We start from the raw sequence: 15663 nt of genomic DNA on the forward strand, positions 1-15663 counted from the left end.
TTTTCACCTCCTTTCAAGTGTTATTTGCCCATCAGCCGATTTACGACTTTAGCAGTCTGGGCGCTGTCTTTCTTCGTCATCTCTCCAAGTATTGAGGAGCGGACACTGTCGCTTACCGTGCTCAGAATCTTGACAACCCTGTCCGGGCTGACCTTATACATGGAATCGAGCAGTGAAGCAGCGTCGGCCGCAGGCATGGTCGTAAATGTCTGGCTGACCTTTGCTAAGTCCAGGGTGCTGGTTGATGCCGCAGGAGTTGGTGAAGCTGCAGCAGCATCTTGCTTGAGCCTGGATTGCAGGGCTGCAATAGCCATATCGGTCGAATTGGTGGTTTCCTTTAGCTTAACCGAGACATCGGCGGCTTTTTTGGGGTCCATCTTTTCCAATATCGCCGTTTTGCTCGCATTATTCATGACACTGAAAATTTGCACCATCTCATCCGTAGTCAAATTCTCCATAATCGGCGCAGCTTTGGAAGCTTTCATTCCCGAGTACAGCTTGGCTAATTCAGTCACCTGCTTCACATAAGGATCTTCCGTTTGCGCATTCTTGCTTGCTTCTGCCGCAGCAGCCTCCGCCTTCATCCCGTCAATTTGCTTCTGAAGCGCATCTGTCTTCGTTGCCTGGGCAGCTTTGTCTTCAGAGGCTTTTCTGAGCTGCTCTGCCTGCTTTGCAAGCTGGGATTTCAGTTCCTTGATCGTTGTCTCCGAGCTTGCAGCCTGCTCTTCACTTTTCTTTTTCGCATCAGTCGAAGTATCTCCGGTTTCGTCTTGCGGCGGGTCAGGGACCCATTTTTCCACAATGGGAATCTTGTTTGCAATCTCCAGGACATTTTTTCGAATATCCATATTAAAAAGAGTCAGCAATACCCCAAGCAGCACGAGAGTAAAGATAATAGGTATCATCAAAAATAGAAACCGTTCAAACTTGCTCGCTGACCCTTCGTTTTCAATATCCATTTCATTATTAGCCACTAGCGGAAACCTCCTGGGTTAGAGGGATTTCATCGCGAAGCGGACGGTAGCCATCTCATCCAGTTCGTTTTGTTCCCGTAAACTCATATTCTGCAGAAATGCGGTCTGAGCCTTGTCTCTGGCTTTCAGCCATACCTTCTCATCAAGCACCTTCGTGCTAAGGTGATCCTGCTTGTGCTGCACTTCCAAATGCGCCCGGCTGATATCCAGGTGCTTGCGGGCAATACATTGATCCAGATAATCTACGTAATCCTGCATCTCGCGAAGCTTGGACATAGGTGTCTTTTGTTCAGCCGCTTGTTGCAATGACAGCATCAGTGCAGTACGCCCAGCAATTAATTCATCAAGACTTTTTTCCTGGGCTTGGAGTTCTCCGAGTGCGCTTGAGAGCATCCACTCTGCTTGTGTTTTTTCATTACCCTTCAAATCCACCACTTTTTGAAAAGTATAATGGAACCTCACTACCAATCAACTCCTTGAGAACTGAGAAATTAGAGACTCTTGAACCTCGGCCAGCGTGACTTTTTCATTCACCTTCTGCTTAGTGAAATCCCAGATGCTATCAATATAATGCATGGACTCGTCAATCTGGGCATTAGAGCCTCTCTGGTAGGCTCCAATGTTGATCAGATCCTCAGAATCCTTGTACACTGCCATTAGCCGTTTCACGTTCTCGGCTGCGGCGATCTGTTCCTCAGGAGCGATATCCTTCATGACACGGCTGATACTGGACAACACATCAATTGCGGGAAAATGCCCTTTGTTGGCAATACTCCGGTTGAGCACAATGTGTCCGTCAAGTATTCCCCGCACCGCATCGGCAATCGGCTCGTTCATATCGTCACCGTCTACCAACACTGTATAAAAAGCGGTTATAGAACCGGTCGGCCCCGTTCCGGCCCGTTCAAGCAGTTTAGGCAGGCTGGCAAATACGGAAGGTGTATAGCCTCTCATTGCGGGAGGCTCACCAACGGCAAGCCCAACCTCGCGCTGCGCCATGGCATAACGGGTAACGGAATCCATCATCAGCATGACGTTTAAGCCCCGGTCGCGAAAATATTCCGCAATTGTTGTAGCGATAAGCGCCCCTTTGATCCGAATGAGTGCAGGCTGGTCTGAAGTAGCAACCACGACTACTGAACGCTGCAGACCTTCAGGCCCGAGATCGCGTTCAATGAAATCCAGCACCTCTCTGCCCCGTTCACCGATCAGGGCAATCACATTCACGTCGGCTGACGTATTGCGGGCAATCATCCCCATGAGCGTACTCTTGCCTACCCCTGACCCGGCAAATATCCCGACGCGTTGTCCTTTGCCGATGGTCAAAAGCCCGTCAATTGCCCTAACCCCGATACTGATCGGCTCATGCACGCGCGGACGGTTCAGCGGGTTAGATGGAATATTGAAGGTAGAGCTATGCGGCATACGCGCCGGGATTAGCGAGCCGTCGAGCGGCTGGCCCAGTCCATCGAGTACCTTGCCCAACAATTCCGATCCTACTTGAACGCTCAGCGGCTTGCCTGTACCTACAACATCACAGCCCGGGCCAATTGCCTGCAGCTCTCCAAGCGGCATCAGCAGCACTTTATTGTCACGGAAGCCGACAACCTCAGCCTGGAGCGGCTTATTGCCTTTTGACGGATAAATGTAGCATACGTCTCCGATGCTGGCGTCCGGCCCTTCCGACTCAACCATCAGCCCGATAACTTGTGTAACCTTCCCGTTGATTCTTACCGGGTCGAAATTACGCAATTGCTCTTTATATCGTCTGCTGTCAAGCATCGTCTTCCCCATTTCTGTGCTCATCAGTGTCCAGTGCGATTCTTACCAGCTCTTTTTTGATTTCCGTAAGCTGTGTATCAATACGTGCATCAATGCTGCCAAAGGAAGAGCGGATTACACAGCCGAGATCCTTAACGGTTGAATCGGGCAGTATCTGCAGCTCAGCCTGTGAATCCACCGCCAGTGCTAATTCTTCTCTCGCTGCATTCACAAAAGCGAATTGCCCCGGTGACACACACAATGAAATCAAACCTTGTTCTCGTTTGCGGGCAAGATTATTGCGGATCAAATCAATGGCGAATTGCGGCTCTATTGTGAGCTGCTTGTCCACAATTTTCTCGGCGATATCACAGCTTAGCTCTACCAGGAATGGCTCGGCCTCCTGGATAATAACATCTTTGGCCCGATAGGCTTCCTGAAGCACATTGCTTGCTTCCTCCATCATCTCGGCCAGCTTCAACGCCATTTCTTGCTCAGCCTGTGCCAATCCTTCCTGATATCCCTGCTGATAGGCCTCGGATTTGAGAGCCTCCACAAGATGCTCATCCTGCTCCCGTTGCTGCCGCCACCATTCTTCGGCTTCTGTCCGTGCTGATTCCACAATATTCTCAGCTTCCTTCGCCGCATTCCGGACCTGATCTTCGGCAAACTCCTGGGCATCCTTGAGCATTTGCTTGCGGGCCTGCTCCGCCTCTTCCCTGGCGGTATCCTGATAATGCACCTCATGTGCTGATTCCTCTGAAGCAGCAGGCTCCTCGGTCAGTCCAGCATGCTGCCTGGCTTGTTCCAGCCGTTTCAGAACATCTACCGGAACATATTGAGAATGTTTGATCAGCTTAGACAATAATGTCATCTCCTCCGCCACGGGCGATGATTATTTCACCTGATTCTTCGAGTCTGCGGATCGTGCCTACGATACGGGTCTGAGCTTCCTCGACATCACGCAGCCGCACCGGACCCATGTATTCCATTTCTTCGCGGAAGGATTCTGCCATCCGTTTGGACATATTGCGGAAGATAACGTCACGCACTTCCTCACTGGCCACTTTAAGTGCAAGCTGCAAATCGGCATTTTCGATATCGCGGATAATGCGCTGAATCGAACGGTTGTCCACATTGACGATATCTTCGAAGACGAACATCCGCTTCTTGATTTCTTCGGCCAGCTCGGGATCTTGAATTTCCAGTGAATCCAAGATTGTGCGTTCTGTACCGCGGTCAACACCATTCAGAATCTGTACAATCGACTCAATGCCGCCGGCATTCGTATAATCCTGAGTTACAGTTGCAGACAGCTTCTGCTCCAGCACCCGTTCAATTTGTGTAACAACCTCCGGCGAAGTACTGTCCATGATCGCTATTCTTCTGGCTACTTCTGCTTGCTTCTCCTGCGGAAGTGAAGACAGAATCGAAGAAGCCTGTTCAAATTGCAGGTAAGACAGTACAAGGGCAATAGTCTGTACATTTTCATTTTGAATAAAGTTCAGAATCTGGCTTGGATCAGCCTTCCGGGCAAAATCGAAAGGTCGAACCTGCAAGGTTGCCGTCAGACGATTGATGACCTCCATCGCCTTGCTCGAACCGAGCGCTTTCTCCAGAATCTCCTTGGCGTAGTTGATACCGCCTTGCGATATATATTCCTGAGCGAGACAGATCTGATGGAATTCCGACATGATTGCCTCTTTCTCCGCGCTGTCCACCTTGCGGACATTTGCGATTTCCAGAGTCAACTGTTCGATTTCCTCATCTCTTAAATGCTTAAAAATTTGCGCCGATACCTCGGGCCCTAGTGTGATGAGCAGGATTGCCGCCTTTTGACGGCCGCTAAGCACCTGCTGCTGGGTGGCTTTTGCCATTTGTTCACCTCTGTTCGTCTGCAAGCCATGTACGCAGCAGATTTACGAATTCGTCCGGTTTCTTCTTGGCCAGACTTTCCAGTTGTTTGCGAACCTGGCTTTCGTTCGTTACGCTCTCCAAGTTGATAGACGGGAACTCTGTAGGAACCTGGAGTGGAATATCTTCTTCCACTTCTTCTTCCTTCTTTTTGCGGCTGCGGTAAATGAAGTATCCACCACCTGCGCCAGCAAGCAATGCAGCCGCCCCTATCGCCCAAATCATCCATGTTGCAAGTCCGCCTGAAGCGGCATTTGCAGCAGTACTTCCGAATTGTTGCGAATACACCGAAACTTTTTTCGTTAAATCTGCGTCTGTATAGGTAACACCTGAATCTGCAAGAGAAGCGCGTACGATATTCACCAAAATGTTCTGAATTGCCGCTGAAGTTGTTGCATCTAAAGTTGTTTGTCCATTAGGTGGTTCAACTGCAACATTTATGGTTAAGTCTTTAACAGTATAAGGACTTGCAATAATATCCTTGGTGATTCGATTCACTTCATAGTTTCTTGTCTCCGAAGATTCCTCAGATGTAGAAGTGCCCGAGCCTGTAGACGAAGGATAACCCGAAACATCTTGCGAGCCTGTACCCGCAACCCCCCCGGTAGTGTTTCCCTGACCCGAATAGGAATTGCTGATAATCTGCGAGCTGATCTCAATCCCTTTCATATTCTCCGCATCTACCGGTGTGACCAGATTTTCTTTGCGGTTCTCTTTGTCAAAATTAAGTTTGGAGAACACAAGAACATCCACTTTATCCGGACCTGTGAGCGTACTAAGGAATTGTTTCACATTTTTCTTGACTTCCTCTTCAAATTTCTTTTGCAGAGCGAAGTTCTCTTCAACCTGGCTCGATACACCGGCTTGTCCGCCTTTAGCCGTCGGCATTAATTCGATTTCATTGTTAGCAATCGTAATGTTGTCAATCGGCAAGTTCGGAACAGCCGTCTTCACTAGATTGAAGTAACCGTCTATGTTGTCCTGAGTAGGTCTGAAGCCAGGATCGAAGGTGAGTACTACCGAAGCAGAAGCCTGCTCCTGATCCTGTTGTGATGCAAATACCGTTTCTTTGGGCAGATTGACCAGAACCTTAGCATCCTTGATGCCCTGCATCCGTCTCATCAACTGCTCCACTTCACCATTCAAGGCATTGTTGTATTTAACATTAAATTCGCTGTCCGTAGTACCGATCATCGAAGAAGACTGGTCGAATACTTTGTATCCGATGGAACCGCCTTGCACAATCCCCTTCGAACCAATGTCTACTTTGACACGGGCGGCATCCGTACTTGGCACAGAGATGCTTTTGCCGTCAGGACTTAAGCGGTAAGAAATACCAGCCGAATCCAGATATGTCATTACTCCGGCTGAATCCGTGCTGTCCAAATCCTGAAATGCCACTTCATACTCCGTCTTCGATAACTGCATCGTTAAAACCACAATAATGAGTATGATGATAAACAATGTTGAGAAAAATAGTATTTTCTGTTTACCGCTGAATCTGTTCCAATACTGGGTAAGCTTCTCCCGGTACTGGGCAAATCTTTCATTCACAGTGTCACCCCATCCGAAACTAAGCTAGGATTATTTAGATTTGAGTTCTCATAATTTCCTGATAGGCTTCAATCACTTTGTTCCGGACTTGTGTAGTCAACTGCAAACTCAGCAACGCCTGTGAGGCAGAAATCATGGTATCTTCGAGACCGACCTCTCCCAGGACAAACTTATTATTCATATCCTTCGCCTGCTGTTCTTGATTAGCTACTTGATTCAAAGCATCTTGCAGATATGCGCCAAAGCTTTGACCAGAACCATCAACAGTTGCAGTTTCAGCAGTTGACGTTTTCATAGCGAGCGGCTTAATGGCTTGGGCTCCAATACTTAAATTCTGTATCAACTGTTTTCCTCCCGGTGTGTTGCAATTTTATCGTCCTATCGTCCAATTTCGAGTGCCTTGACTACCATGGCCTTCGATGCGTTCAGCATCGTAACATTCGCATCAAAGGAGCGTGATGCTGACAGCATGTCCACCATTTCTTTTGCCATATCCACATTGGGCATATACACATATCCGTTAGCATCCGCATCCGGATGACTCGGATTATACACAGGCTTCAGTGGAGATGAATCATCAATAATCGACTGAACCTTAACTCCCGCGGCATCTCCGCCGTTCATCTTGGAACTAAGTACATCAGAAAAGCTATCGTTCTTCGCCGTTTCCAGCACAACCAGCTTTCGCCGGTAAGGTACCGCTTTGCCGTCAACTACAGAGGCTCTTGTTGTCTCCGCATTGGCGATATTGGAGGAGATTACATCCATTCTGAGCCGTTGGGCGGTTAATGCCGAAGCGCTTATTCCAAAGCTGCTGCCAAAGTTCATTTACACTCTACCTCCCTTCAACGACAGTACGCATCATTGTTATTTGGCTGTTTAGCTGCTCTACATATGAATCGTGCCTAAGTTGGTTCTCAGCGCTTAGCGCCTGCTCCCGTTCCATGTCCACATTGTTGCCGTTATTATTCATCGACGTGGTTTCATCTGTGCTGACAACTGCGGCTGGTACAATAGTACTGGTGCCAAATTGAAAGTGGCGAGAATCCGTCACCTTTGCATTAAGCGTTGGCTTAAGTCCGCTCTCCTGTTGCTGAAGGATACTCTCAAAATTAACATAAGAGCGCTTGAAATTCGGAGTGTCGACGTTCGCTACATTATTCGCCAAAACACTTTGTCGTTTGCTGGCGGCATCTAGGCCTCCTTGTAATCTTTGAAAACTGACACTGTTCAACAAACCCAATGCTAATCCCTCCTCCAAAGCTATCGTGATGAAAAGAATTCCACAGACTCTTTGCGAATTCCTGCTTGATTCGACAGAAAAAGCTAAAAAACTTCCTGATATGCCGAAAAAAGGTCGAAAATTGTCGGTGGGCAGTTTTTATGTCAATCTCACATACATTGATTCTCTTAGAATTTGTATATTATTACAATAAGAAATAAGCCCTATCTTTTCTGAAAAGAGAGGGCTTAAAGCATGTTTTTTCAATTTTCTTCCTTTTTATTTACAAATTATGTCATCGCGTAACAGTATATTACACTTTATGCTCCGTATCCGCTGAATTACGGTATACCACTAATTCTATTTACCTAATTTTTAAGTTCCGATAGCTGTCGCACTATAGGATATACTGGCTTAAATCGCGGTTCTGGGCGATTCCTGCCAATTTTTCCCGAACATACTCCGGAGTGATCACCATTGTATCCAAAGTTAACTCTGGCGCTTCAAAAGACAGGTCCTCCAGCAACTTCTCCAAAATCGTATGCAGACGGCGCGCACCAATATTCTCCATATTTTGATTCACCGAGGCCGCTATCCGGGCAATTTCATAAATAGCCTCTTGTTGAAACTGGATTTCGAGATTCTCAGTTTGCAGCAGATTGACATACTGTTTGGTGAGCGCGTTCTCCGGTTCGGTAAGGATGGAGACAAAATCCTCAAGCGAAAGACTGCTCAGCTCCACGCGGATCGGAAACCGGCCCTGCAGCTCTGGAATGAGGTCGGAAGGCTTAGCGATATGAAAGGCTCCTGCAGCGATGAATAGCACGTAGTCCGTCTTCACAGGGCCATATTTAGTCATTACCGTAGATCCCTCTACAATCGGCAGAATATCGCGCTGAACACCCTCACGGGATACATCCGGGCCGGAGCCTTTGCCTTGACTTGCCACTTTGTCGATCTCATCAATGAAAATGATGCCTGACTGCTCGGCACGGGCAACCGATTCCTGGATCACATCATCCATATCAATCAGCTTGGCCGCTTCGTCCTGGATCAACACCTTACGGGCTTCCCGAATCGGAAGCTTGCGCTTCTTAGTCCGCTTCGGCAGGAGGCTGCCGAACATTTCCTGCATGTTCATGCCCATCTGGTCATTACCCTGTCCAGCGAACATATCCAGCATTGTAGGGGCAGTATCTTCTACATCAATCTCAATGATGTCGTCCTCCAGCTGCCCTGCCAGCAGCTTGAACTTGACTCCGCGGCGGCGCTCGCTCAGACTTCCGTCCTCGGCTTCTTCCTTGGTGTCCTCCGCCCCTGCATTGTTCCCGCCAAAGATCATTTCAAAAGGATTACGCTGTGACTTGTTCTTTGAGGATGCCGGCACCAGGATCGAAACAATGCGCTCGTTAGCCAGCTCTTCGGCACGATCCTTTACTTTTTCGGTCCGTTCCAGCTTTACCATGCGAATCGAGGTTTCAACCAAATCGCGGACCATTGACTCCACGTCGCGCCCTACATAACCGACCTCCGTAAACTTGGTTGCTTCCACCTTGATGAATGGAGCGTTGACCAGCTTGGCCAGACGCCGGGCAATCTCGGTTTTTCCGACACCGGTCGGTCCGATCATCAGAATATTCTTGGGTACAACCTCATCCCTCAGCTCTTCAGACAGCAGACTGCGGCGATACCGGTTGCGAAGTGCGACAGCTACCGATTTTTTGGCCTGCTTCTGGCCAACGATATATTTATCAAGCTCTGCGACGATTTGCCGGGGTGTAAGCGATTGATTCACCATTGTGACTTCCTCCCTTTTTCTGAGGCACCGTGCCTATAATTGTTCAACGATGATATTGGAATTGGTATATACGCATATCTCGGAAGCGATTTTCAGCGCCTCTCCGGCAATTTCTGCAGCGCTCAAACTTGGAGCATGACGCTTGAGCGCCCGTCCGGAAGCAAGGGCAAAGTTGCCGCCCGAGCCAATCGCCAGCACATCATCATCCGGTTCAATAATCTCGCCATTGCCGGAAATCAGCAGCATGCCTTCCTTATCCATTACAATCATCAGCGCTTCCAGCTTGCGCAGGATACGGTCCTGCCGCCAATCCTTGGCGAGCTCGACAGCAGCCCGCTGCAGATTGCCATGATGCTCCTCCAGCTTGCCCTCGAACTTCTCGAATAACGTGATCGCATCAGAAACAGAACCTGCAAAGCCCGCAATGACTTGTCCCCTATACAGGCGGCGGACCTTTCTGGCCGTCGTCTTCATAATGACACTTTCTCCGAAAGTAACCTGACCGTCCCCTGCTATCGCAGCCTGGCCGTTATGTCTTACCGCACAAATCGTAGTCGCATGAAAGCTTGGCAACATAATAAGCATCCTCCCAAAAGTTTTGTTAGCAATCTAAGATGGATCAGACTCAGCGGTCACTGGCTCTTTATAAGCAAGACCGGTAGAGGCCGCAAAATTGGCGAGACTGTCCAAAGCGCGATGTGCAAGCAGTTCATTTTTTTCTTTTTTATTACGGATTTTCTTCTCCAGCTTTGGCAGCAGGCCAAAATTGGCGTTCATCGGCTGAAAATGGTCTGGATCGGCAGAAGTAATGTAAGCCGGCATGCTGCCAAGCACACTATCCTCAGGAAAAACCAGCATTTCCTCGCCAAGCGCCGCTCTCGCTGCATTCACGCCTGCAATCAGCCCCGATGCCGCGGATTCAACATATCCTTCGACCCCGGTCATCTGACCGGCAAAAAACAGCCTTTCCCGGCCCTTCATTTGATAGGTGGGATGCAGAAGCTTCGGAGAGTTAATAAATGTATTGCGGTGCATTACGCCATAGCGGACGTACTCGGCATTCTCAAGTCCCGGTATCAACGAAAATACCCGCTTCTGTTCGCCCCATTTAAGATGCGTCTGGAAGCCGACCAGATTATAAAGTGTTCCTGCAGCATTATCCTGACGCAATTGCACAACCGCGTAAGGCAGCTTGCCCGTATGGGGGTTTAGTAGACCTACCGGTTTCATCGGGCCGAACAAAGCCGTCTGTTTGCCGCGCTTCATCATAATTTCAATCGGCATGCAGCCCTCAAAGTAAATCTCTTTCTCAAAATCCTTGAGCGCGGCTGTCTCCGCTGAAATGAGCGCATCGTAAAAACAGTCAAATTCCTCCTCTGTCATCGGACAGTTCAAATATGCCGCTTCTCCTTTGTCATAACGGGAGGCCAGATATACTTTATTCATGTCGATCGTATCTTTCTCCACTATCGGCGCGGCGGCATCATAAAAGTAGAAATACTCTTCGCCCAGCAGCCCTTTGATCTCAGCAGACAGGGCTGGTGAAGTGAGTGGACCGGTAGCAATAACTACAATCCCTTCCTCCGGTATATGCGTAAGTTCTTCATTTATGACTTCCACAAGGGGATGATTATGCAGCATTGTTGTAATTTCACCGGAGAATCCGTCCCGGTCAACGGCAAGCGCCCCGCCAGCGGGAACCGCATGACGGTCGGCTGCGCCCAGCACCAATGAATCCAGACGGCGCATTTCCTCCTTCAACACGCCTACAGCATTGCCAAGCCCGTTGGCACGCAGCGAGTTGCTGCATACCAGCTCGGCGAACTGATCCGTATGATGTGCAGGCGTCTTCACGGCAGGTCTCATTTCATATAACCTGACCGGCACTCCCCGCGAAGCAATCTGCCAGGCAGCCTCGCTACCGGCGAGACCTGCCCCAATTACTGTTACTTTTGCTATATCAGTCAATTTCATTTCCTCCTGTAAAGCGTTTATTCTGCTATTTCTTCGTTGTCAAGAACCGCCTCTGTATGGTCACATGAAGTACATTGCAGCTTCGTTCCCTGCTTGCTGCGCTTCTCAATCATCCAGGAGCCGCAGACCGGACACGGCTTAATCGACGGTCTGTCCCAGGAGACAAAGTCACAGCCCGGATACTGATCACAGCCATAGAAGACACGCCCCTTCTTGCTGCGGCGTTCTACAACCTTCCCTTCATGGCACTTCGGACAGGTCACCCCGATGTCCTTAACAATCGGCTTGGTGTTACGGCAATCCGGAAACCCTGAGCAGGCCAGAAACTTACCGAAACGCCCCAGCTTATAGACCATAGGCTTGCCGCATTTCTCGCACAGCTCATCCGAGACTTCATCCTCAATCTCGATCTCTTTCATTTCTTCCTCAGCAAATACAAGCCGCTTCTCAAAGGATTCATAGAATTCCGCGAGTACCTTGACCCAATCCTCTGCGCCTTCCTCTACATGGTCAAGGTCCCCTTCCATGTGCGCGGTAAATTCCACATCAAGAATCTCCGGGAAAAACTGTTCCATTTGTTCTATGATCAGCTCTCCGAGCTCTGTCGGCATAAATTTCTTTTCTTCAATCGCCACATAGCCGCGTTTCTGGATGGTTTCCAGGGTCGGGGCGTATGTACTTGGCCGCCCTATGCCCAGCTCCTCCAGCGTCTTCACCAGCCGTGCTTCCGTATAGCGTGGAGGCGGCTGGGTAAAATGCTGCTTAGGGTCGATTTCATGCTTAACGAGGTCGTCTCCGGCCTTCAGCGGCGGCAAAAACTTCTCCTCATCCGTCGTACCGTCATCATTGCCTTCCACATAGACCTTCATAAATCCCGGAAAGGAAACCTTGGAGCCAACAGCTCTGAATACGGCAGTGCCTGCATTTATATCTACCGAGAGCGTATCCAAGAGCGCCGAGGACATTTGGCTGGAGACAAAACGCTCCCAGATCAGCTTATACAGCCTGAATTGGTCGCGGCTCATGAACTCCTTGACCATTTCAGGTTCACGAAGTGCTGAGGTGGGACGAATAGCTTCATGCGCATCCTGTGCTCCAGCAGCTTTTTTTGAATATTGTCTAGGGGCTTCAGGAACAAATTTCTCCCCGTATTTGGCCAGGATCAGTTCTTTGGCTTCTTCCTGCGCTGTGGTCGACAGCCGCGTGGAGTCGGTACGCATATAGGTAATCAAACCGACGGTGCCTTCTTTTCCAAGCTCAACACCTTCATAGAGCTGTTGCGCCACAGACATCGTCTTGGCTGCACGGAAGCCGAGCTTACGGGCCGCCTCCTGCTGCAGGGAGCTGGTCGTGAACGGCGCCGAGGGATGACGCTGCCGTTCCTTCTCTTTAACCTCACTTACTTTAAAGGCGGCATTCTTGATCGCTTCAAGCACTTCCTGAACATCGCTTTCCTGGCCAAGCTCTTTCTTCTCGCCGTTCAGCTTGTGAAACTTGGCTTCAAAAATTGAATCCCGGATACCCAGCTTCGCCGTAATACTCCAATATTCAGTTGGCACAAACGCAGAGATTTCATTCTCGCGGTCCATGATAATCTTAACGGCAACGGACTGTACCCGGCCGGCAGACAAGCCCTTCTTCACTTTCTTCCATAATAATGGGCTAATCTTGTAGCCAACCAGACGATCCAGAATCCGGCGGGCCTGCTGGGCATTCACGAGATCCATATTAATTTTGCGCGGTGTCTTGAAGGCATCCTTAACAGCCTGTTTGGTAATCTCATTAAAAACCACCCGGCACTCCTGCGTATTGTCCAGTTCCAGCGCATGCGCCAGATGCCAGGCGATTGCTTCTCCTTCGCGATCCGGGTCAGCCGCCAGATATACTTTTTTCACTTTTTTGCTGGCATCCTTGAGTTCCTTCAGAATAGAACCCTTGCCGCGGATCGTGATGTATTTGGGACTAAAATGATTCTCTACTTCTACACCGATCTGGCTCTTCGGCAGATCCCGAATATGTCCCATTGAAGCCTTTACGATATATTTACTGCCTAAATATTTACCAATTGTCTTCGCTTTTGCCGGCGACTCGACAATAACTAACGCATCCGCCATAGGTTGTTCCCCCTAAAATTTTGTAAGCATATGCTTTGTTTGACACAGTTTTCGAACAAAACTCGTATCGAAAGCATCACTTAACCCTGTTACTTCTATATTAAATTACCTTATAGATTGCCCCTGGTAATTGTGATACCGCTTTTTTTATGATTAAAGATAACAGAACTGAATGCAAATGTCCAAAATCCCATCCCGTTCTGAGCAGCAGCTCATCCAGTGTAAAAGGGCCTTGATGCAGTATATGGTATAGGTGAGACTCCTCACTTGTCAATTTCTTTTCCGTCAGCGTCCCTTGGACTTCACGCAAATTAGCCGCTGCATCCCCTTGTTCCGAGAGCGTTGCGGGCAGGTAGGATATGTATTCTTCAACAATGTCGGCAGCTCCGGTTACCAGTTTTGCCCCTTGCTTAATCAGGTCAAGCGCTCCCCGGCTCTTTGGAGATGTTATTGGCCCGGGCACGGCAAAAACATCTCTTCCAGCTTCAAGTGCGGCATCGGCGGTAATCAGCGATCCGCTGCGGCTGTCAGCCTCGACAACAAGCGTTCCGAGCGACAGTCCGGCGATAATCCGGTTGCGCTGCGGGAATAGGCCGGGATGGCTCTTGGTACCCAGCGGATATTCACTAAGCACAAGCCCCTCACGTGAAATCTGCAGCTCAAGCTCCCGGTTCTCAGGCGGATAGACCTTGTCAAGCCCTGTAGCAACAACCGCAATTGTACTGCCCCTGCTCCCCAGCGCAGCTTCATGACAAACGCTGTCAATGCCCCGGGCCAAGCCGCTGACTACAGCAAAACCTGCAGCACTCAGCTCCTGCGCCAGCAGCTCGCCTACCTTGCGTCCATAGGCAGTCGGCACCCGGGTACCGACCATAGCAATGGCAGGACTGGATGCCAGCTCCAGACGCCCGCGATAATACAGCACCCAAGGTGGCTGAGGCGCTTCTTTCAACAATTCAGGATACCCTTCATCTAGGATAGTTACCATCGCTACTCCGCTTTCCTTCATTAAAAGGTGACGTGCATTAATCCACTCTTCATTAAAATTATCAGCAAGCCGGGCGGCTGCTTTCGCGTTTATCCCTCTTTTTTCCCAATCCTCTGCACTACAGAAAAATACATTTTCCGTCAAAAGTCCCGCTTGGTGTATTTTTTCTATAGTCTTCCATCCAACTCCCTCGATTTCATTTAGCCCAAACAGCAAGTCGCGTGTTTCCAAGTCTATCTCTCCTTTAAATGGAAGGATGAGCCTCCCTAGTTTATAAGCCTTCGCAAAAATGCAAGATTATGCAGTACATACCAGATGGAGTTATGCCTGAACGCCAAAAAAGCAACCTTTTATCCCCATTAGAGAATAAAAGGTTGCTTACCTTTAAGTTGATTATACCTGATATTGACGCAAATGTATTCCAATTATTAATGCGCAGTAAAAGCATTCAGAATGCCGCGTTCTTCCAGGACGCTTACAAGCGTAGAGCCCATTTCTGCAGGAGTTGGCGCCACTTTAATGCCACAGGACTCCAGCACGGCAATCTTTTCGCTGGCCGTACCTTTTCCTCCCGAAATAATGGCTCCGGCATGCCCCATCCGTTTGCCGGGTGGCGCGGTGACCCCGCCTATAAACCCGACTACAGGCTTTGTCATATTCTCTTTGATCCAGACAGCCGCTTCTTCTTCAGCCGTGCCGCCAATCTCACCGATCATAATGACGGCTTTGGTTCCCGGATCTTCATTGAACAGCTTCAGAATGTCGATAAATTCCGAGCCTTTAACCGGGTCGCCGCCAATACCCACGGCCGAGGATTGCCCGATGCCGCGCTCAGTAAGCTGATGAACCGCCTCATAGGTCAAGGTTCCGCTGCGGGAGACAACTCCTACATAACCAGGCATATGAATATATCCCGGCATAATGCCAATCTTGCACTCGCCTGGCGTTATAACCCCCGGACAGTTGGGACCGATCAGCACAGTGGAACGCCCTTCCATGTACCGCGAGACTTTCACCATATCAAGCACCGGAATTCCTTCGGTAATGCAAATAACCAGCTCAAGCTCTGCATCCACCGCTTCCATGATCGAGTCGGCAGCAAAGGCCGGCGGAACATATATGACACTGGCGGTTGCTCCGGTTGCCGCTTTGGCAGCGGCCACAGTGTCAAATACAGGCAGACTGACCTCATTCCCGTTCTCCAGCGTGATGTTAACAAAGGTCCCACCTTTGCCCGGCGTCACCCCTCCAACCATCTGTGTTCCGTAATCTAGTGCCCCTTTGGTATGAAATAAGCCCGTTGAGCCCGTAATTCCCTGCGTGATGACTTTCGTATTTTTATCTACAAGAATGCTCATGCCTTG

At 49.4% G+C, this 15663-nt stretch carries 15 protein-coding genes; all 15 read right to left on the minus strand.

The genetic code is table 11. The features are described 5' to 3' along the window. Positions 1–20: 20 nt before the first annotated feature. The 15 genes from ACX1DY_RS02695 to sucD all read right to left on the minus strand — a co-directional run bounded on the left by ACX1DY_RS02695 (position 21) and on the right by sucD (position 15657). Entirely contained in the window at positions 21–974 is a 954-nt protein-coding gene (locus tag ACX1DY_RS02695; protein WP_458962638.1) for a MotE family protein, read from the minus strand. Positions 975–992: 18 nt separating this feature from the next. Further along, complete coding sequence (gene fliJ / locus ACX1DY_RS02700; RefSeq protein WP_458962639.1) at positions 993–1436, minus strand: flagellar export protein FliJ; 444 nt, start codon at positions 1434–1436, stop codon at positions 993–995. 6 nt (positions 1437–1442) lie between these two features. Then, the gene (gene fliI, locus ACX1DY_RS02705) at positions 1443–2756 is read right to left on the minus strand and encodes a flagellar protein export ATPase FliI (RefSeq protein WP_019910403.1); all 1314 of its coding nucleotides are present in this window, start codon (positions 2754–2756) and stop codon (positions 1443–1445) included. Beyond that, positions 2749–3600 (minus strand): FliH/SctL family protein, encoded by an 852-nt coding sequence (locus tag ACX1DY_RS02710; protein ID WP_458962640.1) that lies wholly within the window; start codon positions 3598–3600, stop codon positions 2749–2751. The genes fliI and ACX1DY_RS02710 overlap by 8 nt, the downstream gene beginning before the upstream one ends. Continuing rightward, positions 3593–4612: a flagellar motor switch protein FliG gene (gene fliG, locus ACX1DY_RS02715; RefSeq protein ID WP_458962641.1), complete on the minus strand. Its 1020-nt coding sequence runs from the start codon at positions 4610–4612 to the stop codon at positions 3593–3595. The genes ACX1DY_RS02710 and fliG overlap by 8 nt, the downstream gene beginning before the upstream one ends. Before the next feature lie 4 nt (positions 4613–4616). Next, on the minus strand, positions 4617–6203 hold the full coding sequence (gene fliF / locus ACX1DY_RS02720; RefSeq protein WP_458962642.1) for a flagellar basal-body MS-ring/collar protein FliF: 1587 nt from the start codon (positions 6201–6203) through the stop codon (positions 4617–4619). Positions 6204–6237: 34 nt separating this feature from the next. Continuing rightward, positions 6238–6546 carry a flagellar hook-basal body complex protein FliE gene (gene fliE / locus ACX1DY_RS02725; RefSeq protein ID WP_458962643.1) on the minus strand — a complete coding sequence of 103 codons (309 nt, stop codon included), beginning with the start codon at positions 6544–6546 and terminating at the stop codon, positions 6238–6240. Between the two features lie 35 nt (positions 6547–6581). After that, entirely contained in the window at positions 6582–7031 is a 450-nt protein-coding gene (gene flgC, locus ACX1DY_RS02730) for a flagellar basal body rod protein FlgC (RefSeq protein WP_458962644.1), read from the minus strand. A 7-nt stretch (positions 7032–7038) separates the two neighbouring features. After that, the gene (gene flgB, locus ACX1DY_RS02735) at positions 7039–7446 is read right to left on the minus strand and encodes a flagellar basal body rod protein FlgB (protein WP_458962645.1); all 408 of its coding nucleotides are present in this window, start codon (positions 7444–7446) and stop codon (positions 7039–7041) included. 376 nt (positions 7447–7822) lie between these two features. Further along, positions 7823–9223 carry an ATP-dependent protease ATPase subunit HslU gene (gene hslU / locus ACX1DY_RS02740; RefSeq protein ID WP_458962646.1) on the minus strand — a complete coding sequence of 467 codons (1401 nt, stop codon included), beginning with the start codon at positions 9221–9223 and terminating at the stop codon, positions 7823–7825. A 33-nt stretch (positions 9224–9256) separates the two neighbouring features. Further along, positions 9257–9799 carry an ATP-dependent protease subunit HslV gene (gene hslV / locus ACX1DY_RS02745; RefSeq protein ID WP_458962647.1) on the minus strand — a complete coding sequence of 181 codons (543 nt, stop codon included), beginning with the start codon at positions 9797–9799 and terminating at the stop codon, positions 9257–9259. 33 nt (positions 9800–9832) lie between these two features. Beyond that, positions 9833–11197 carry an FADH(2)-oxidizing methylenetetrahydrofolate--tRNA-(uracil(54)-C(5))-methyltransferase TrmFO gene (gene trmFO / locus ACX1DY_RS02750; RefSeq protein WP_458962648.1) on the minus strand — a complete coding sequence of 455 codons (1365 nt, stop codon included), beginning with the start codon at positions 11195–11197 and terminating at the stop codon, positions 9833–9835. A 17-nt stretch (positions 11198–11214) separates the two neighbouring features. Then, on the minus strand, positions 11215–13311 hold the full coding sequence (gene topA / locus ACX1DY_RS02755) for a type I DNA topoisomerase (protein ID WP_458962649.1): 2097 nt from the start codon (positions 13309–13311) through the stop codon (positions 11215–11217). A gap of 100 nt (positions 13312–13411) precedes the next feature. Further along, positions 13412–14530 (minus strand): DNA-processing protein DprA, encoded by a 1119-nt coding sequence (dprA, locus tag ACX1DY_RS02760; RefSeq protein WP_458962650.1) that lies wholly within the window; start codon positions 14528–14530, stop codon positions 13412–13414. A 197-nt stretch (positions 14531–14727) separates the two neighbouring features. Further along, positions 14728–15657: a succinate--CoA ligase subunit alpha gene (sucD, locus tag ACX1DY_RS02765; protein WP_458962651.1), complete on the minus strand. Its 930-nt coding sequence runs from the start codon at positions 15655–15657 to the stop codon at positions 14728–14730. Positions 15658–15663: the final 6 nt, after the last annotated feature.

The sequence above is a fragment of the Paenibacillus sp. BAC0078 genome (assembly GCF_054483875.1).